Source organism: Isoptericola sp. NPDC058082 (assembly GCF_042885055.1).
In the GTDB taxonomy this organism is placed as follows: domain Bacteria; phylum Actinomycetota; class Actinomycetes; order Actinomycetales; family Cellulomonadaceae; genus Isoptericola.
Window position 1 is genome coordinate 387163 of sequence record NZ_JBHVSQ010000002.1, and the last position, 17815, is coordinate 404977.

Annotated in this window: 17 protein-coding genes; 6 read left to right on the forward strand and 11 right to left on the reverse strand. The window is 73.0% G+C overall.

All coding sequences use genetic code 11. The annotated features are described in order from the left end of the window. Nucleotides 1-166: 166 nt before the first annotated feature. Both xylB and ACFVS0_RS04740 read left to right on the forward strand, forming a co-directional pair. Nucleotides 167-1651 carry a xylulokinase gene (xylB, locus tag ACFVS0_RS04735; protein ID WP_430587309.1) on the forward strand — a complete coding sequence of 495 codons (1485 nt, stop codon included), beginning with the start codon at nucleotides 167-169 and terminating at the stop codon, nucleotides 1649-1651. A gap of 78 nt (nucleotides 1652-1729) precedes the next feature. Next, nucleotides 1730-3103 carry a serine hydrolase domain-containing protein gene (locus tag ACFVS0_RS04740; RefSeq protein ID WP_430587310.1) on the forward strand — a complete coding sequence of 458 codons (1374 nt, stop codon included), beginning with the start codon at nucleotides 1730-1732 and terminating at the stop codon, nucleotides 3101-3103. 63 nt (nucleotides 3104-3166) lie between these two features. On the opposite strand, the gene ACFVS0_RS04745 is transcribed toward ACFVS0_RS04740, so the two are convergent. The 9 genes from ACFVS0_RS04745 to ACFVS0_RS04785 all read right to left on the reverse strand — a co-directional run bounded on the left by ACFVS0_RS04745 (nucleotide 3167) and on the right by ACFVS0_RS04785 (nucleotide 12395). After that, on the reverse strand, nucleotides 3167-4639 hold the full coding sequence (locus ACFVS0_RS04745; RefSeq protein WP_430587311.1) for an extracellular solute-binding protein: 1473 nt from the start codon (nucleotides 4637-4639) through the stop codon (nucleotides 3167-3169). A gap of 135 nt (nucleotides 4640-4774) precedes the next feature. Beyond that, on the reverse strand, nucleotides 4775-5695 hold the full coding sequence (locus ACFVS0_RS04750) for a carbohydrate ABC transporter permease (protein WP_430565015.1): 921 nt from the start codon (nucleotides 5693-5695) through the stop codon (nucleotides 4775-4777). After that, nucleotides 5692-6234: a hypothetical protein gene (locus ACFVS0_RS04755; RefSeq protein ID WP_430584558.1), complete on the reverse strand. Its 543-nt coding sequence runs from the start codon at nucleotides 6232-6234 to the stop codon at nucleotides 5692-5694. Before ACFVS0_RS04755 ends, ACFVS0_RS04750 begins: the two co-directional genes overlap by 4 nt. Beyond that, nucleotides 6212-7492, reverse strand: a complete 1281-nt coding sequence (locus ACFVS0_RS04760) for a glycoside hydrolase family 28 protein (protein ID WP_430548684.1) — start codon at nucleotides 7490-7492, stop codon at nucleotides 6212-6214. Before ACFVS0_RS04760 ends, ACFVS0_RS04755 begins: the two co-directional genes overlap by 23 nt. Before the next feature lie 105 nt (nucleotides 7493-7597). Then, nucleotides 7598-9106, reverse strand: a complete 1509-nt coding sequence (locus ACFVS0_RS04765; protein WP_430548683.1) for an extracellular solute-binding protein — start codon at nucleotides 9104-9106, stop codon at nucleotides 7598-7600. Nucleotides 9107-9123: 17 nt separating this feature from the next. Then, nucleotides 9124-9795, reverse strand: a complete 672-nt coding sequence (locus ACFVS0_RS04770; protein ID WP_430548682.1) for a YesL family protein — start codon at nucleotides 9793-9795, stop codon at nucleotides 9124-9126. Then, nucleotides 9795-10775: an ABC transporter permease gene (locus ACFVS0_RS04775; protein ID WP_430584555.1), complete on the reverse strand. Its 981-nt coding sequence runs from the start codon at nucleotides 10773-10775 to the stop codon at nucleotides 9795-9797. The genes ACFVS0_RS04770 and ACFVS0_RS04775 overlap by 1 nt, the downstream gene beginning before the upstream one ends. Before the next feature lie 281 nt (nucleotides 10776-11056). After that, complete coding sequence (locus ACFVS0_RS04780; protein ID WP_430587312.1) at nucleotides 11057-11578, reverse strand: dihydrofolate reductase; 522 nt, start codon at nucleotides 11576-11578, stop codon at nucleotides 11057-11059. 13 nt (nucleotides 11579-11591) lie between these two features. Beyond that, nucleotides 11592-12395, reverse strand: a complete 804-nt coding sequence (locus ACFVS0_RS04785) for a thymidylate synthase (RefSeq protein ID WP_430548679.1) — start codon at nucleotides 12393-12395, stop codon at nucleotides 11592-11594. 167 nt (nucleotides 12396-12562) lie between these two features. Here ACFVS0_RS04785 and ACFVS0_RS04790 point away from each other — a divergent pair, with 167 nt between their 5' ends. Further along, nucleotides 12563-13963, forward strand: a complete 1401-nt coding sequence (locus ACFVS0_RS04790; protein WP_430587313.1) for an NAD(P)/FAD-dependent oxidoreductase — start codon at nucleotides 12563-12565, stop codon at nucleotides 13961-13963. On the opposite strand, the gene sigJ is transcribed toward ACFVS0_RS04790, so the two are convergent. Continuing rightward, entirely contained in the window at nucleotides 13945-14862 is a 918-nt protein-coding gene (gene sigJ, locus ACFVS0_RS04795; RefSeq protein ID WP_430584552.1) for an RNA polymerase sigma factor SigJ, read from the reverse strand. The genes ACFVS0_RS04790 and sigJ overlap by 19 nt on opposite strands. A 9-nt stretch (nucleotides 14863-14871) precedes the next feature. Next, on the reverse strand, nucleotides 14872-15618 hold the full coding sequence (locus ACFVS0_RS04800; RefSeq protein ID WP_430565008.1) for an SDR family oxidoreductase: 747 nt from the start codon (nucleotides 15616-15618) through the stop codon (nucleotides 14872-14874). A gap of 205 nt (nucleotides 15619-15823) precedes the next feature. Here ACFVS0_RS04800 and ACFVS0_RS04805 point away from each other — a divergent pair, with 205 nt between their 5' ends. From ACFVS0_RS04805 to ACFVS0_RS04815, 3 genes are read left to right on the forward strand one after another with little or no spacing between them, the layout of a single operon-like run. Next, the gene (locus tag ACFVS0_RS04805) at nucleotides 15824-16330 is read left to right on the forward strand and encodes an OsmC family protein (protein WP_430548675.1); all 507 of its coding nucleotides are present in this window, start codon (nucleotides 15824-15826) and stop codon (nucleotides 16328-16330) included. Continuing rightward, nucleotides 16327-17250, forward strand: coding sequence for a hypothetical protein (locus ACFVS0_RS04810; RefSeq protein WP_430587314.1), 924 nt, complete (start codon nucleotides 16327-16329; stop codon nucleotides 17248-17250). Before ACFVS0_RS04805 ends, ACFVS0_RS04810 begins: the two co-directional genes overlap by 4 nt. Further along, entirely contained in the window at nucleotides 17247-17765 is a 519-nt protein-coding gene (locus tag ACFVS0_RS04815; protein WP_430587315.1) for an SRPBCC family protein, read from the forward strand. The genes ACFVS0_RS04810 and ACFVS0_RS04815 overlap by 4 nt, the downstream gene beginning before the upstream one ends. Nucleotides 17766-17815 lie beyond the last annotated feature (50 nt).

Consider the following 17815-nt stretch of genomic DNA (forward strand, 5'->3'; position numbering starts at 1 on the left):
TTGGGGGCGGCGGAACAAGCTAGGGGGACAAAACCGCATGGGGGAACAACACGTAGGTAAAACCTCTGGGGAGACCTGGTAGAAAAACGGTCTCGACAGGCTCGACCAGCGAGGACGCCGGGCCGGTGTCCTCGTCCCACCCAGAGAGACCTCGAAGGAAGCAACGATGCCCCTCGTCGCCGGCGTGGACACGTCCACGCAGTCCTGCAAGATCGTCGTCCGCGACGCCGAGACCGGGCGGATCGTACGCTCCGGCACGGCCAAGCACCCCGACGGCACGTCGATCGACCCGCAGCACTGGTGGGACGCGTTCCGCGCCGCGGCGCAGGAGGCCGGCGGCCTCGACGACGTCGCCGCGATCGCCGTCGGCGGCCAGCAGCACGGCCTCGTCGCGCTCGACGCCGAGGGGCGCGTGGTCCGCGACGCCATCCTGTGGAACGACACCCGCTCCGCCGCGGCGGCCGAGGACCTGATCGCCGAGCTCGGCGACGGCGACCGCGAGGCCGGCGCCCAGGCCTGGGCCGACGCCGTCGGCTCCGTGCTCGTCGCGTCCCTCACCGTCACCAAGGTGCGCTGGCTGCGGGACGCCGAGCCCGACAACGCCGCACGCGTGGCGGCCGTCGCGCTCCCCCACGACTGGCTGAGCTGGCGCATCGCCGGCTACGGGCCCGAGGGCGAGTCGCCGCTCGGCCCGCAGCTCGACGCCCTCTTCACCGACCGCTCCGACGCCTCCGGCACCGGCTACTACGACGCCGAGGCGGACGGCGGCGCGGGCGCCTACCGGCCCGACCTGCTCAAGCTCGCCCTGGGGCGCGACGACGTCACGCTCCCCCGCGTGCTCGGCCCGGCCGAGTCGGGCGGCGTCGCGCACGCGTCCGTCGCCGGCGCCGACGTCGACGGCGGGGCCCTCATCGGCCCCGGCGCCGGCGACAACGCGGCCGCCGCGCTCGCACTGGGCATGACGCCCGGCGACATCGCGATCTCGATCGGCACCTCGGGCGTCGTGTCCGCGGTCGCGCCGACGCGCACGGCCGACGGTTCCGGCGCCATCAACGGCTTCGCCGACGCCACCGGCAACGCGCTCATGCTCGCGGTGACGCTCAACGCGGCCCGCGTGCTCGACGCCGCCCGGGCCGTGCTCGGCGTCGACGTGCACGAGCTCGCCGACCTCGCGCTGGCTGCACCCGCGGGCGCCGACGGCCTCGTCCTCGTGCCCTACCTCGAGGGCGAGCGCACCCCCAACCGCCCCGACGCCACCGGCACGCTGCACGGCGTCCGCCTCGCGACGTCCACCCGCGAGCACCTCGCCCGCGCGTACGTCGAGGGCATGCTCTGCGGCCTGGCCGACGGGCTCGACGCGCTGCGCGCCCAGGGCGTGCCGATCGAGCGCGTCATGCTCATCGGCGGCGCCGCGCAGTCCCCCGCGGTGCAGCAGGTGGCCACGCAGGTCTTCGGCCTCTCGATCGGCGTGCCCGAGCCGGGCGAGTACGTGGCCGACGGCGCCGCGCGCCAGGCCGCATGGGTGCTCTCGGCGGCCGCCGACCCGGCCGCCGCGGCGCCCTCCTGGTCGACGACGGTCGCCACCACCCTCGACGCCGACCCGCGGCCCGTGGTGCGCGAGCAGTACGCCGCCGTCCGCGACCTGGTCTGAGCCGGGTCCTCGCCGCGACCCCCACGGGCGCGGCGAGGGCCCTGGTCACGACCGGAAAGCGGTTACTAGGCTGACCGCATGATCGACCTGATCCCGCTCGTCGAGCGCGCCGTCGCGCTCGACATCGCCCTGCACACCGTCGACGTGCGCGTGGGCGACGACCGACCGGTCGCGGCCAGCGCCCCGACCCGAGGCCACGACGTCCCGCAGCGGATGTACTCGGTGTCCAAGACGGTCACGGGCCTGGCCGTCGGGCTGCTCGCCGCGGAGGGGAGCCTCTCCCTCGACGACCCCGTGGTGAAGCACTTCCCGGACCTCGTCGACGGCCACCCCGCCCACCCCTGGCTCGAGGCCACGACCCTGCGGCACATGCTGGCGATGGTCGGCCCGCACCGCTCGACGACGTACAAGGTCCGCGAGGGCGGCTGGCTGGAGTCGTACTTCCGCGTCGGGCCCACGCACCCGCCGGGCACCCTGTTCACGTACGACACCAGCGCGTCGTACACGCTGGCCGCGCTGGTGGAGCGGACCGCCGGCGGCACGCTCGCCGACTACCTGCGCCCGCGGGTGCTCGACCCGCTCGGGGTCTCCCCCGGCCTGCGTTTCCTGCCCGGCCCCGACGGCTTCAGCCACGGCGGCTCCGGCCTGATCTGCACCCCCGACGACCTGGCACGGCTCGCCCGGCTCCTGAACGACGGCGGCGTGCACGACGGCGCGCGGCTGCTCCCGGCCGACTACCTCGCGGCCGCGACGGCGCCGCAGTCGCACCCCGCCACGCAGACGTGGGGCGGACCCTTCCGCGCGGGGTACGGGTACCAGCTGTGGCTGCCGCCCGTCGGCGGCTGGCTGATGTTCGGCCTGGGCGGGCAGATCGTCTACGGCGACCCGGAGCTGCGGGTCGCCGTGGTCGTCACGGCCGACTCCCAGGCCGCGGCGAGCGGCGACCAGAAGCTGCTCGACCTCGTCCTCGACCACCTCGTCGAGCCCGCGCGCGGGCTGGCGCGGGCGGGCCGGGGCGCCGCCGCGCCTCCGGCCGCTGCCGCCGTCACGACGCTCGCCTGGCCCGCCCCACGGCACGACGCCGCACACGTCCGCCCGCTGGGCGGCACCTGGACCAGCCGCACCCCGGGCGCGGGTCCGGCGGAGCTCACGCTCGCCGTCGGGGCCCGCGGCGGCACCCTCGCGTCGTCCGACGGCTGGTCGATCACGCTCGACACCGCCGGCCCGCTGACGACCGCGATCGGCGCCGAGCCGGCGGTCGTCACGGCCGGCTGGTCCGCCCCCGGCACCCTCGACGTGCGCGCGGGGACGCACGGCGACGAGCTGGCCACGCTCCGGCTGCGTCTGGCCCTCGCCGACGACGGCACGCTCGCCGTCCAGTCGCAGGGCTTCGGGGAGACCCTCGACCCGCGGTGGACGTTCCACGCCGCCTTCGCCCCGAGCGACGGCTGAGCCCGCCGGGACCAAGGGTCCCGACGGGCTCGGCCAGGGTGGGGCGGCGTCAGCCGGCGGGCGTCAGCCGTTCACCTCGGCGTGGGAGGCCGTGAACTCCTCGAGGATCTGGTCGAGCCCCTGGCCCCCGAGACCGTCGACGAGCGCCTCGTACTCCGCCATGTCGATCTGGCCGACGAGGTACTGGTTGTACGCGTCCTTGGCCTCGCCGTAGAGCGTGGTCCACTGCCGGTCGTACGTCTCCGAGGTCAGCGACTGCGTCGGGTTGACGACGGAGTACTCCTCGTTCTCCGCCATCTTCTCGTTGCCCTCGTCGACGTACGGCTCGGCGCTCTTGTACGTCACGACCTTCTCGGACGGGCGCGACGACGCGTACGGCTGCACCTCCTGCTCCCAGAGGGTCTGGTCGGTGATCGAGACCACGCCGTCGCCGTCGACCTCGTAGTGCGTGCCCTCGATGCCGTTGGTCATGAGGCCGTAGGCCTCCTCGTCGAGCAGCTTGTCGACGAACCCGAGGACCTTCTTCAGCTCCGCCTCGGACTTCACGTACTCCTTGGGGAACGCGAGCCAGCCGCCCATGCCGCCGCCCGTGTCGGTGAGGATCCGCCGCGGCACGTCGCCCTGCGTCATGTCGTTGACGAGGGCCCACTCCATCGGCGTCTCGGGGTTGCTGTCCTGGGCGGTCGCGAGGTAGCCCTTCGCCTCGAAGAGGCCGGTGACGACGATGCCCCCCTTGCCCTGCGCGATGGCGTCGAGCTGGTTCGTCTTCTGCATCGTGACGAACTCCTGGTTCACCGCCCCCGCCTCGTAGACGCCGCGGTACCACTCCATGGCGCTCTTGAACTCGTCGCTCGCGAAGACCGCGTGCACCTGGCCGGCGTCGTCCACCGTGAAGTCGTCGCCCGCTCCGAAGTAGCCGCTCAGGGAGCGGAAGCCCAGGTCGAAGCTCTCCTCGCGGTCGAGGAAGCCGGTGGTGTCGTCCTTGCCGTTGCCGTCCGGGTCGTCCTTCGTGAACGCCTCGGCCACCGCCGTCAGGTCGTCGATCGTGTGCGGCACGTCCAGCCCGAGGTTGTCCAGCCAGTCCTGGCGCACCAGGACGCCGTAGCGCGCCTTGTTCTTCTGGACCGGCACGCCGTACAGGTGGCCGTCGATCCGGGCGGAGGCCGTCGTCTGCTCGTCGATCTTCGACAGGTTCGGGAAGTCCGCCAGGTAGTCCTCGACGTCCCAGAACATGCCCGACTTCAGCGACTGCCGCACGAGCGCGCTGTCCGCCGGGGCCATCGACACGATGTCGGCCAGCTTGCCCGTGGACAGGGCGGCGTTGAGCTTCTCCGCCGACGACGCCGCCGGCACCCAGCTCACCTCCAGCTCCTCGCCCGTGTGCTCCTCCAGGGCGGACTCGATCGGGCCGTCCGCCTCCGGCGTCGTCGGCGTGTGGAGCGTGGCCATCCAGGTGATCGGCCCCTCGGCGCCCGCCTCACCGCCCCCGCCCGACCCGCCGCCGCACGCGGTGAGGGCCAGGGCCGTCACCAGCACGGCCCCGACCGCGCCGGCCCGACCGGCCCGTCGTGGTCCCCCTACCGGGACTCGTCGCATCATGCGTCTCCTCTCGTCGCACCTGCCTCGTCGCAGGTCGTTTCGGTGGGTGGGCTCGGCACCGCCCGGGCCCCGTCAGCCCTTCACGGAGCCGATCAGCGCGCCCTTGACGAAGAACCGCTGGACGAACGGGTAGACGATCAGCATCGGCAGCGTCGCGACGAAGATGACGGCCATCTTCACCGACTGCGCCGGCGGCACGACGTCCACAGCGCTCTCGTCGGCGTTCATGCCGCTCGCGACGATGACGATCTGGCGCAGCAGCACCTGGATCGGCCACTTCGTGGAGTCGTTGATGTAGAGGATCGCGGCCTGGTACGTGTTCCAGTAGTAGACGGCGTAGAAGAGGCCGATGGTGGCGATCGACGCGAGCGACAGCGGCAGGACGATGCGCAGGAACACGCCCAGGTCGGAGCAGCCGTCGATGCGGGCGGCCTCCTCCAGGCTGTCCGGGATGCCCTGGAAGAAGCTGCGCATGATGACGAAGTTGAACGCGTTGATCGCCACCGGCAGGATCAGCGACCACAGCGAGTCGATGAGCCCGAGGCTGTTCACCACGATGAACGTGGGGATCATGCCGCCGCTGAACAGCATCGTGAACACCACGAGGAAGTTGATGACGCGGCGGCCCCTGAGGTACCGCTTCGACAGCGCGTAGGCCATCAGCGACGTCAGCAGCAGGCTGACGAAGGTACCGACCACGGTGACGAACACCGAGACGCCCATGGCCCGGAAGATCGTCGACGTCGACAGGATGTACCGGTAGGCGTCGAGCGTGAACGTCTGCGGGATGAGCACGAACGGGCGGGTCGCGAGCTCGCCCGGCGTCGCCAGCGAGCTGCCCAGCACGTTGATGAACGGCAGGACGCAGATCAGCGCGAAGGCGCTCAGGACGATGACGTTCACCACCCGGAACACGCGCATCCCGGTGGTGGGCCGGTGGATGCGGCTGCGCTCACGGGTGGCGGCTCGCGGCGCTGCGAGGGTCTTGCTCATGAGGTGCTCCCGGTCTCGGACGTGCGGTCGGTGGCCCGCGCGGCGGTGGAGCCGGCGGGCGGGTCGGTCGGCCGCACGGCGAACAGCCCCGCGGCGACGAAGAAGAGGAAGGCGATCGGGTAGAGGACGAGCTGGCTGCCGAACAGGCACGCCAGCCCCGCCCCGAGGAACCACCAGCCGGTCGACCGGCGGGCGGGACGGCGGTGGGCGACGTAGATCCCGGCGGCGGCGACGAGCAGCACGACGACGAGCGTCAGGCCGAACCACGCGGCGAGCGTGCGCGCGGCGTCGTAGGCGTCCGCGGCCTCGACCTGCATGCCCGCGCCCGTCATCGCGGGGTACACCGCGTCGAGGAACGTCTGCTCGTCCGCCCGGTTCATCACCAGCGCGAACCCGCCGAGGAAGACCGCCGACGTCACCATGCCCGCGACGGTCACCCAGGTCTCGGCCGTGCGCCGGATCGTCGGCCCGTGGCCGTCCGGCGCCGCGCCGGCGCGCACGGGCTCACGCACCCGGTCACGCATCGAGACGCTCGCCATCGACCCGCACCTCCGTCAGCCGCAGCGTCGGGCTCTCCTCGACGACGACGCCCGGGCCCTCGCAGCCCTCGATGCGCACGCGCGACACGTCGGAGTCGGCGACGAAGCCCAGGTGGAGGCCTGCGCGTCGCATCTCCGGCACGCCGTCGGCCATCGCGGGCACGCCGGGCACGGCGTCGGCGGCGTAGGAGATCGTGACGTCGTCGAGCGTCACGTCCGTCAGGGGCTGCTCGGGCAGGCCGTAGAGGTGACCGGCGGCGGCGTGCACGTCACGCGCGGTGATGTGCGTCAGGTGGATGCGGCGGAACACGGGCGTCGCGTCGCCCACCGGGTGCGGGGCGCGGTCCGCGACGTGGGGTTCCTTGCCGTCGGGCCCGCAGAAGTAGAAGGGGTTGATGACGAACGGGGTCATGACGCCCCGCATCACGACGTTCGTCACGCGGACGTCCTCGACCACGCCCCCGCGCCCGCGGCGCGACTTGATGCGGATGCCGCGGTCGGTGCCCTCGAAGACGCAGTTGCTGATGACGACGTCCCGCACGCCGCCGCTCATCTCGGACCCGATGACGACGCCGCCGTGGCCGTGCACCATCGTGCAGTTGGTGATGGCGACGTTCTCGCAGGCGATCCGCTCCGGGTCGCGCTCGGTGCCCGCCTTGAGGACCACGCAGTCGTCGCCGACGTCGATGTGGCAGTCGCTGATCCGCACGTTGCGGCACGACTCGGGGTCGATGCCGTCCGTGTTGGGCGAGTCCGGCGGGTTGACGATGACGACGTTGGAGATGGTGACGCCGTCGCACCGCAGCGGGTGCACCGTCCAGCTCGGGGAGTTGGTCAGGCGCACGTCGCGCACCGTGACCCGCGTGCAGTCGTGCAGGCCGACGAGCGTGGGCCGCGGGTGGGCCAGCGACGCCCGGTCGTGACGGAAGGTGTCCCACCAGGGGGCGCCGCCGCCGTCGATGGTGCCGAAGCCGGTGATCGCGACGTCCGTCTCGCCCGCCGCGTACAGGCACGGGGAGTGGATCGTGGCCGGGGCGCCCTCCCAGCGGGCGTCGACCGGCGGGTACAGCGCGGGGTCGGGCACGAACTGGAGGAGCGCGCCCGCCTCGAGGTGCAGCTCCACGTGGGAGCGCAGGCGCAGGGCCCCGGTGCGATGGGTTCCGGCGGGCACCACCACGGTGCCGCCGCCGGCGGCCGCGGCGTCGTCGATCGCCGCCTGGAACGTGGCCGTGGCGAGGGTCTCGTCGAGGGTGTGCACGTGTGGCCTCTCGGTCGTCGTCGTGCCCGGTGCTGCGAGCGGGCGTCCGGCCCCGGAACGGGGCGGAACAGGGGCCGGACGCCCGCTCACGGCATCAGGGGGTGGTCAGCCGTTCACCTTGGCGTACGCGGCGGAGTACTCCTCGATGATCTGGTCGAGGCCCTGGCCGCGGAGCCCCTCGATCACGGCCTCGTAGTCGGCCATCTCGATCTGCCCGGTGAGGTACCGGTTGTACGCGTCGTTGACCTGCTCCTCGATGGTCGACCACTGCCGGTCGAACGTGTCCGACGACAGCGACTGCGCCGGGTTGATGACGACGGCGGGCTCCTGCTCCGCCATCTTCTCGTTCGCCTCGTCGACGTACGGCGCGGTGCTCTTGTACGTCACGACCTTCTCCGAGGGCCGGGACGACGAGTACGGCTGCACCTCCTGCTCCCACGCCGTCTGGTCGGTGATCGTCACGACGCCGTCGCCGTCGATCGTGTAGTGCGTGTCCTCGATGCCGTTGGTCATGAGGCCGAAGGCCTCCTCGTCCAGCAGCTTGTCGATGAACGAGAGGACCTTCTTGAGCTCGGCCTCGTTCTTCACCTCGGTCTTCGGGATGGCGAGCCAGCCGCCCATGCCGCCGCCCGTGTCGGTGAGGATGCGGTGCTCGACGTCAGCGGTGTGCATGTCGTTGACCAGCGCCCACTTCATGGGCGTCTTCGGGTCCGCGCTCTCCGCGAGGGCCATGTAGTTCTTCGCCTCGAACAGGCCGGTGACGACGATGCCGCCCTTGCCGCGGGCGATCGCGTCCTGCTGGTTCTGCTTCTGGACGGTGACGAACTCCTGGTTCACGGCGCCCTTCTCGTACACGCCGCGGTACCACTCCATCGCCTCCTTGAAGGCGTCGGTGGTGAACGCGGGCACGACCTGGCCGTCGGCGGTGACCTCGAACTTGTCGCCCGCGCCGAAGTATCCGGAGAGCGACCGGAACCCGACGAGGAAGCTCTCCTCGCGGTCGATGAACCCGGTGGTGTCGTCCTTGCCGTTGCCGTCCGGGTCGTCCGTCGTGAACGCCTCGGCCACCTTCGTGAGGTCGTCGATCGTATGCGGCACCTCGAGGCCGAGGCTGTCCAGCCAGTCCTGGCGCACCAGGACGCCGTAGCGCGCCTTGATCTTCTGGAACGGCACCCCGTAGAGCTTGCCGTCGAGCTTCGCGGCCTCGAGCGTGTCGGGGTCGATCTTCGCCAGGTTCGGGTAGTCGGCGAGGTAGCTCTCGACGTCCCAGAACTGCCCGGAGCCGAGCGCCTGCCGCACCTGGGTGCTGTCGGTCATCGTGAGGGACACGATGTCGGCGAGCTTGCCCGACGCCAGGGCGGAGTTGATCTTCTCCTCCTTCGAGGCGTCCGGCACCCACTGCATGTCGAACTTCTGGCCCGTGTACTCCTCGAGCGCCGACTCGATGACGCCGTCCTTCTCCGGCGTCGTCGGCGTGTGGAGCATCGTCATCCAGCTGATGGGGCCGTCGTCGGCCTCGGCCTCGTCGCCGGACCCGCCGTTGCCGCAGGCGGTCAGGGCCAGCGCGGCGACGGCTGCCGCCGCCGCGCCCTTGACGAACATGCCTCTCCTCATGGTGCGACTCCTCTTTCTCATGCCACCTGCTCCGTCACAGGCGCGTCGATGGAACTGCGGTACGGCGCGTGGGTGTCCGGCTGTTCCGGGACCTGCGCCAGGGGACGAAAGACGATGCGGGTGACGACGCCGACAGCGCAGGCCGGGATCCCCACCCCGAACAGCACGAGCAACGGCGACGCGAACTGCCACAGCAGCCAGCCCGTGAGGGCGACGGCGGTGGTGCCGAGGATGGTCCAGTGCAGCGAGCCGAAGCCGATCAGCAGCGCGCTCGCGAGCTGCCGGCCGACGGGCGCGACGTCGGTCGCGACCATGACCGGGTACACGTACGCGGCGGCGACGGCGAGCACGACGAGCGCCACGACGTTCAGCGCCTGCACGGTCCAGCTCGGGGCACGGAAGACGTTGGTGACGATGACGGCGCCCGCGCCCGCGAGGATCCAGCTGACGACCATGGCGCGCCACGGTTGTTCCCGGACGCCGGCCACGAAGGCCCGGGCGACCGGCGGCGTCTCGCCGTGGCGGAACCAGCCGTCCACGTACCGGGCCAGGGCGTACGACGCCGGCCCGGCGCCGAACAGGCCGAGCCCGAGGACGGTCGTCGCGAGCCAGAGCACGTTGAGGTAGGCGAACCGGTACACGCCGGTCAGGAACGTGTTGATCCGGACGAAGCCCTCGAACGAGAACATCAGTAGACGCCCTCTTCGCCGAACTTCTTCGCGAGCCGGTTGGCCATGACGACGAGGATCAGGCCGACGAGGCCCTTGAAGAGGCCGACCGCGGCGGCGTAGCTGAGCTGCCCGTTCTGGATACCCGTGGTGAACACGTAGGTGTCGAAGATGTCGCCCACGGACCGGTTCAGCGAGTTCATCACGAGGAACATGTGCTCGAAGCCGAGCTCCAGGAAGTCCCCGATGGCGAGGATGAACATCACGATGATGGTGGGCCGGATGGCCGGCAGGGTGATGTGCCACGTCTGGCGCATGCGGCCCGCGCCGTCGAGCTCTGCGGCCTCGTAGAGCTGCGTGTCCACCGCCGTCATGGCGGCGAGGTACACGATGGTGCCCCAGCCGGCGCCCTTCCAGATCTCCTGGCCCACGTACAGCGGTCGCAGCCAGTCGGGGTCCGTGAGGAACGGGACCGGCTGGCCGCCCCACTCGACGATGAGGTTGTTCACCGCGCCGCCGTCGGTCGAGAGCAGCACGTAGAAGATCGACGCGACGATGACCCACGACATGAAGTGCGGCAGGTAGATGACCGTCTGCACGCTGCGCTGGAAGACCTTGGTGCGGACCTCGTTGAGCAGCAGCGCCAGGATGATCGGCACCGGGAACGAGAAGATCAGGAGCAGGAGCGAGATCACCACGGTGTTGCGCAGCAGCACCAGGAACGTGTCCTCGGAGAAGAAGCGCACGAAGTGGTCGAAGCCGACCCACGGGCTGCCGCCGATGCCGAGGAAGGGCATGTAGTCCTGGAAGGCGATGACCAGGCCACCCATGGGCGCGTACTTGAAGACCAGGAAGTACAGGATCCCCGGCACGGCCATGAGGTAGAGCGCCTTGTGCTTCCACAGCGCGGACACCCGCTTGCGCTCCGGTCGCGCCGGCGTCGCGCCACCGGACGTCGGCGTCGTCGGAGCCGCGGTCTTCGCGGCGGTGACCGCGCTCATCGCCGCAGCCCCTCGTTCATCACAACCACCATTGGCGTGCCCCTCTGCTCTTCCTCGAGCTGTCCGCGCTCCGTGGTGAAACGCGCCGGTAACCGGTTTCTCGGAAACGTACCGGACGGGTACCGGAATCGGCAAGCGCCTTCCACCGATCGGTGTCGAGATCGTGATCTGGCGATGCCTGGACGCGGTGGGAGCGCGCCCGCGCCACGGCCTGCCGGGCCGTCCGGAGACGAGGAGGGCCCGCGCCTCGCGAGCCGACCGCCTCGAGGGCGGGCCGGCTGTCAGGCGGTGCCGAGGGCGCGCGCGTAGGTGCGCACGCGATGGCGCAGTGCGCCCGGGCCGGACGACGTCGCCCACGCGCCGTCGTCGGCGATCTTCCAGGTCAGGGCGTCGACGACAGGGGCGAACGCGTCGCCCGCGACCTCCAGGTCGACCTCGGTGACGACGAGCCTGTCCGCGAGCGCCAGCGTCGCGGCGTAGACCTCGCCGCCGCCCATCACCCAGACCTCGTCCCCGCCGGGAGCCGCGGCGGCGAGCGCCAGGGCCGTGCCGACGGAGCCTGCGACGACGGCGCCGTCGTCGGACCAGCCCGGCCGCCGCGTCACGACGACGTTGGTGCGTCCGGGCAGCGGGCGGCGCGGCAGCGACTCCCAGGTGCGGCGCCCCATGACGACGGGGTGCCCCGCCGTCGTCGACTTGAAGTGCGCGAAGTCCTCGGGCACGCGCCAGGGGATCTCGCCTGCGGCACCGATGACGGGCCGGCCCGCGGCGTCGCGCGCCTGGGCCCAGATCAGACCGATCACGTCGTCGCCGGGGTCAGACGGCGACCGGGGCCTTGATGCCCGGGTGGTGCTGGTAGCCGAGCACCTCGATGTCCTCGTACGCGTAGTCGAAGATCGAGTCCCGGGGTGCGAGGCGGAGCGTCGGGTACGGGTAGGGGTCGCGCTCCAGCTGGGTGCGGACCTGCTCCTCGTGGTTGTCGTAGACGTGGCAGTCGCCGCCCGTCCAGACGAACTCCCCCACCTCGAGCCCGGTCTGCGCGGCCACCATGTGCGTGAGCAGCGCGTAGGAGGCGATGTTGAACGGCACGCCGAGGAACAGGTCGGCGGAGCGCTGGTACAGCTGGCAGCTGAGCTTCCCGTCGGCCACGTAGAACTGGAACAGCAGGTGGCACGGCGGCAGCGCCATGTCGGCGAGCTCGGCCACGTTCCACGCGCTGACGACGAGGCGGCGCGAGTCGGGGTTGACCTTGATCTGGTCGATCACGCCCGCGATCTGGTCCACGTGCTGCCCGTCCGGCGTCGGCCACGACCGCCACTGCACGCCGTACACCGGCCCCAGCTCGCCCTCCGGCGACGCCCACTCGTCCCAGATCGTCACGCCGTGCTCCTGCAGCCAGCCCACGTTGGACTCGCCGCGCAGGAACCACAGCAGCTCGTACGCCACGGACTTCAGGTGCACCCGCTTGGTGGTGATCAGCGGGAACCCCTGCTGCAGGTCGTAGCGGATCTGCCGGCCGAACACGCTGCGCGTGCCCGTCCCCGTGCGGTCCGCCTTGTGCGTGCCGTGCTCCAGCACGTCGCGCAGGAGGTCCTCGTACGGGGTGGGGATGGCAGCCATGCGGCAACCCTACGACCCCTCGGACGCCGGCCGCGGCCCCGGGGCGGCGCGTCGTCCTGAGGCCCGCACGGACGTCTCCGACGTCACACCCCGCGAGCGTCACGCCGTGCCCCGCTGCGCGGTCGACGTGGTGAGAGCGCCCGACGGGCGCGGCACAGGAGGCAGTGATGCGACGCATCGTGATCGTCGGTGGCGGCTACGCGGGCTTCACGGCGGCCCGGGAGCTGGAGAAGGGGCTGCGGCGGGAGCTGCGGCGCGGGGAGGTGGAGCTGGTGCTCGTCGACCCGCGCCCGTACATGACCTACCAGCCGTTCCTCCCGGAGGTGGTGGCCGGGTCCGTCGAGGCGCGGCACGCGGCGGTGGCCCACCGCAGCCACCTGCGCCGCGCGCGGCTGGTCGACGGGTCGGTGGTGCGCGTGGACCACGCGGACCGGGTCGTCGTCGTGCGGCCGCGCTCGGGCGAGCCGTACCGCCTGCCCTACGACACGGTCGTGGTGACGGCGGGCGCGGTGACGCGCGTCTTCCCCGTGCCCGGGGTCGCGGAGCACGCGATCGGGATGAAGCACGTCGAGGAGGCGGTGGCCATCCGCGACCGCCTGCTGACGTCGTTCGACCGGGCCGCGAGCCTGCCGCGCGGGCCGGAGCGGGAGCGGCTGCTGACCGTGACGTTCGTCGGCGGCGGGTTCTCCGGCGTCGAGGGCTTCGCCGAGCTGCTGTCGCTCGCCCACGACCTGCTCCCCCGGTACCCCGAGATCGACGCCGCCGAGCTGCGGTTCCACCTCGTGGAGCTGAGCGACCGCATCCTGCCGGAGGTGACCGACCGCCCCGGCCGCTGGGTCGTGGAGCAGCTCGAACGACGTGGCGCGCGCGTGCACCTGGGCACGGGCCTCGAGTCCGCTGCCGGCGGCGTCGTCCGGCTCTCGACGGGCGAGTCGTTCGCGTCGGGCCTGCTGGTGTGGACGGCGGGCAACGCCGCGAACCCGGTGGTCGCGACGCACACCGACCTGCCGGTCGACCGGCGGGGGTACCTCGTCGTGCGCCCCGACCTGCGGGTCGGCACCGACGACGCGCCCGTGGACGACGCGTGGGCCGCGGGCGACGGCGCCGCCGTCCCGGACCTCGCCGTCGCGCGGCCCGGCGCGCTCGCCGTGCCGAACGCGCAGCACGCGGTCCGGCAGGGCCGGCGCCTGGCGCGGAACCTGGTCGCGAGCCTGCACGGCCGCCCGTCGCGGCCGTACGTGCACGGCGGCCTCGGCGTGATCGCGACGCTGGGTCTGGGGTCCGGCATCTTCCAGCTCCGCCGGCTGGTCCTGCGCGGCCGCCTGGCGTGGCTGATGCACCGCGGGTACCACCTGCTCGCCATCCCGACGTGGGAGCGCAAGGCCCGCGTGCTCGCGGTCTGGCTCACCGCCGCGGCCTTCGGGCGCGACGTCGTCTCCCTCGCGTCGGTGCAGACGCCCCGGGCCGCCTTCGCCGCGGCCACCACGCCCGACGGCGAGGCGGTGGGGCCCGCCCGGGACACGGCTCCGGACACGGCGCAGGACACGGCTCAGGAGGCGGTGGCGTAGCCCGTCAGCTTGTCGGGGTTGACCTGGACGTACACGTGCTGGACCCGCCCGTCGGCGACGTCGAGCGCGAGGAGGGCGAACGGTGCGCCGTCCAGGTCGACCACGACGGCGGGCAGGCCGTTCGCCTCGACGGGGCGCACCGTGCCGGCGTCCCAGAACTTGCGCCACACGTTGTCGAGGAAGAGCGACACCCGCGCCAGGCCGACCAGGTCCACGCGCGACGCGTGCACCCGCCCGCCGCCGTCGGGCCGCGCGACGACGTCGTCGGCCAGGTAGCGCTCGAAGCGCGCGAGATCCCCCTCGTGCGCGGCGGCCACGAGCTCGTCGAGCAGGCGCCGGTGCTCGCCGGGGTCGACGGGCACCGCCTCGCGAGTGCCCAGCCGGTCGCGCGACCGGCGGGCGAGCTGGCGCGCGTTCGCCTCGGTGAGGTCGAGGATCTCCGCGATCCGCCCGTACGGGTAGCCGAACGCCTCCCGCAGCACGTACACGGCCCGCTCCACCGGCGTGAGCCGCTCCATGAGCAGCAGGGTCGCCAGCTCGAGGGCCTCCGCGCGCTCCGCACCCAGCGCCGGGTCGTCGGACGTGTCGACCGGCTCGGGGAGCCACGGGCCCACGTACGTCTCGCGCCGGGCGCGGGCCGACGTCGCCGCGTTGATCGCGAGCCGCGTCGTCACCGTCGTGAGGAAGGCCGCCGGGTTCCGGACCCGGTCGCGGTCCGTGCCCTGCCAGCGCAGCCAGGCGTCCTGCACGACGTCCTCCGCCTCCGCGACGCCCCCGAGCATCCGGTAGGCGATGCCGAACAGCTGCGGCCGCACGGCGAGGAACGCGTCGAGCGCCCCGGTGCCCCCGGTGTCGCCGAGGGGGCCGGGGCGCTCGGGCGCGTCGGGACGCGACGTCATGCGGCCACGCTACGCCCGCGCCCCGGCGAAGTCGGCGTACGTCACCGCACCGAGCCGGGCGTCGCCCTGCGGCACGATCGAGTCGGCGGCGAGCACGGCCCCGAAGTACGGCGCGGCCGGGTCGGCCACGACCGTGCGGGCGTCTCCCGACGCCGCGAGCGCCGCGGCGATGAACTCGTCGAACCGGACCCGCTCCGGCCCGGCGATCTCGAGGACGCCGTCGCGCGGATCCCCCGCGGCCGCCTCGGCCACGAACCGCGCCACGTCCGCCGACGCGATCGGCTGGAACCCGACCGGCGGGATGCGCACCTCCCCGTCGACCGTGGCGCCGTCGGCGATCCGCGGCGCGAACTCGAAGAACTGCGTGGCGCGGACGACCGTCCACGGGACGCCGCCGGAGCGCACCAGCTCCTCCTGCGCCACCTTCGCCCGCAGGTACCCGGAGTCCGGGTTGCGGTCCGTGCCGACGATCGAGAGCACCACGTGGTGCCGCACGCCGGCGCGCTTCTCGGCGTCGAGCAGCGTGCGCGTCGACGTCGTGAAGAAACGCAGCACGTCGTCGTCCGCGAACGACGGCGAGTTCGACACGTCCACGACGACGTCGGCTCCCGCGAGCGCCGCGTCCACGCCCTCGCCGGTCAGGGTGTCCACGCCCGTGCTGGGCGCGGCGGCGACCGCGTCGTGCCCGGCCTCCGTGAGGTGTGCGATGACCTGCGTCCCGATGAGTCCCGTCCCACCGACGACCACGATCTTCATGAGCCTGTCCTCTCTGCGGTGCTTCTGAGGTGTCCCTGCGGCGGGCGGCCCGGTGGCCGCCCCGCACCCTGTCGACCGGGGACGGCGGCGGGCCGTGACAGCTTCCGGCGTGTGACCCCGGCCACACCGGAATCGGACGGGTGGCCCGCACGTTCTCCTCGGGACGTCCCGGACTTCCCCGGACGAGCAGTGGGAGGATCACCTCATGACGGACCAGAGCACCGTGCCCGACACCGCAGCCCCCGTGACCCCGTCGCCCACCGACCCGCTGTGGGTGGAGCGCACCGGCAACCGCACCTACCGCGGCCACACGGCCCGCGGCGCGAGCGTGGAGATCGGACCGGTGGAGGCCGGCGCCGTCTTCACGCCGGGCGAGCTGCTCAAGGTGGCGCTCGCCGCGTGCGCGGGCATGAGCAGCGACACGAAGTTCGCCCGGGTGCTCGGCGAGGCGTACGAGGCCGTGATCCGGGTCGAGGACGCGAAGGACCTGGACGAGGACCGCTACCCGGTGCTCACCGAGCGCTTCGAGATCGACCTCTCGGGGCTCGACGAGGCCACGCGGAACAAGACCCTGCTGCTGGCGCAGCGCTCGATCGACAGGGCCTGCACCGTGGGCCGCACCCTCAAGGCGGGCGCGCTGGTGCCGCCGGCGGTCTTCGAGCAGCCGGCGCCCGACGAGGCGCAGGGCGACACGGAGGACGCCGCGTCGTGACCGCGCGCGGCAGGGGTGACGAGGGCCCGACGCCGGGCGACGAGGTCGTGCGCCCGGACGGGGCGGGCGACGGGCCGGGCGACGAGGTCGCCGAGGTCCGCGACCCGGCCGCGCGCCGCGAGGAGTGGGCGCGGTACCGGCCGACGCCGCTGCTCGACGCGCTCCTCGACAAGGCCGTGACGATCCCGTCCGCCGCGATCCACAAGCACGTGGACCGCCTGCGGGCGCGCAACCCCGAGGCCGACCCGGCCGGGATCGTGCGCATCCTCGAGAAGGAGTACCTGACCCTGCTGACGACGGCGGGGGGCGCCGTGGGCGCGGCGGCCGCCGCGCCGTCGGTCGGGACGGCCGCGGCGACGGCCCTCACCACGGGCGACGTCGCGACGTTCTTCGGGGCGTCGGCCGCGTTCGCCCTCGCCGTCGCCGACGTGCACGGCATCGAGATCGACGACGTGCCGCGGCGTCGCGCCCTGCTCCTGGCCACCGTGCTGGGCGACCGGGGCGCGAAGGACGTGGAGAACGCGATCGGCGGCTCCTCCGTGGCGTGGGGCAAGGTGCTGCTCACGTCCATGCCGCAGACCACGATCAAGCGGGTCAACAAGACCCTCGCCCGCCAGTTCCTCAAGCGGCAGGTCGCCAAGCAGGGCTCGCTCGCGCTCGGGCGGCTGCTGCCGTTCGGCGTCGGGTTCGTGGTGGGCGTCGCGGGCGGGCGCGCGCTCGGGCACGGCGTCGTGGCGCAGTCGCGGCGCGCGTTCGGCCCGCCGCCCGAGCACTTCCCCCGCGTCGTGGAGCTCGTGCTCGAGCCGGGCGACGACGTCCCCACGCTGCGCGCCCTCGACGCGCCCCGGCGCACGTCGCCGAGCCGGTGGCTGCCGCGCCGCAAGGGGCGCGGCGGCGCGGCGGAGGACGACGCCTCGTGACGGCACCCGGCACGACCGCCGCGCACCGCGTCGAGGTGGCGCGCGTCGTCCCGGTCGAGGCGTCCGTCGCGTTCGCCTGGGTCGCGGACCTGCGCACCCACCCCCGCTGGATGGTCGCCACCCGGCTCCAGAGCCCTGCGGGGCACGGCCCCGAGCTGGGCGACCGCTGCACGATGGCGAGCGGCCCGGGCGCGCGGCGCGACCCGGGCAGCACCCTGGGTCGCCTGGTGATCGTCGACCGGATGGTCGTGGAGCGGCTGGAGCGACCCTCCACCGCCGCCGCACGGGTGGGGCGCACCCGGCTGCGCAAGCTGGGGCGGGTGCTGCTCGGCGAGGCGGGCTTCGACGTCGTCCCGATGGATGCCGGCCGCTGCCGCGTCGTGTGGTGGGAGGAGGCCTGGCTCGCGGGGCCGCTCCCCCGGGCCGTCACCGCCCCGCTGGTCGGGCTCGCCCTGCGGGGCTTCATGCACCTCTCGCTGGGCCGGCTCGCGCGGGCGCTCGACCGCCGGCGCTGACCGGCCGCGCCGACCGCTCGCCGCACGGTCGCCGCACGGTCGTGGGACGC

What these genes read in the sequence shown, in the direction of transcription:
- xylB (WP_430587309.1), top strand. Translation starts at nt 167, where the DNA reads ATGCCCCTCGTCGCCGGCGTGGACACGTCCACGCAGTCCTGCAAGATC.
- ACFVS0_RS04740 (WP_430587310.1), top strand. Translation starts at nt 1,730, where the DNA reads ATGATCGACCTGATCCCGCTCGTCGAGCGCGCCGTCGCGCTCGACATC.
- ACFVS0_RS04750 (WP_430565015.1), bottom strand. Translation starts at nt 5,695, where the DNA reads ATGAGCAAGACCCTCGCAGCGCCGCGAGCCGCCACCCGTGAGCGCAGC.
- ACFVS0_RS04755 (WP_430584558.1), bottom strand. Translation starts at nt 6,234, where the DNA reads ATGGCGAGCGTCTCGATGCGTGACCGGGTGCGTGAGCCCGTGCGCGCC.
- ACFVS0_RS04765 (WP_430548683.1), bottom strand. Translation starts at nt 9,106, where the DNA reads ATGAGGAGAGGCATGTTCGTCAAGGGCGCGGCGGCGGCAGCCGTCGCC.
- ACFVS0_RS04770 (WP_430548682.1), bottom strand. Translation starts at nt 9,795, where the DNA reads ATGTTCTCGTTCGAGGGCTTCGTCCGGATCAACACGTTCCTGACCGGC.
- ACFVS0_RS04775 (WP_430584555.1), bottom strand. Translation starts at nt 10,775, where the DNA reads ATGAGCGCGGTCACCGCCGCGAAGACCGCGGCTCCGACGACGCCGACG.
- ACFVS0_RS04785 (WP_430548679.1), bottom strand. Translation starts at nt 12,395, where the DNA reads ATGGCTGCCATCCCCACCCCGTACGAGGACCTCCTGCGCGACGTGCTG.
- ACFVS0_RS04790 (WP_430587313.1), top strand. Translation starts at nt 12,563, where the DNA reads ATGCGACGCATCGTGATCGTCGGTGGCGGCTACGCGGGCTTCACGGCG.
- sigJ (WP_430584552.1), bottom strand. Translation starts at nt 14,862, where the DNA reads ATGACGTCGCGTCCCGACGCGCCCGAGCGCCCCGGCCCCCTCGGCGAC.
- ACFVS0_RS04800 (WP_430565008.1), bottom strand. Translation starts at nt 15,618, where the DNA reads ATGAAGATCGTGGTCGTCGGTGGGACGGGACTCATCGGGACGCAGGTC.
- ACFVS0_RS04805 (WP_430548675.1), top strand. Translation starts at nt 15,824, where the DNA reads ATGACGGACCAGAGCACCGTGCCCGACACCGCAGCCCCCGTGACCCCG.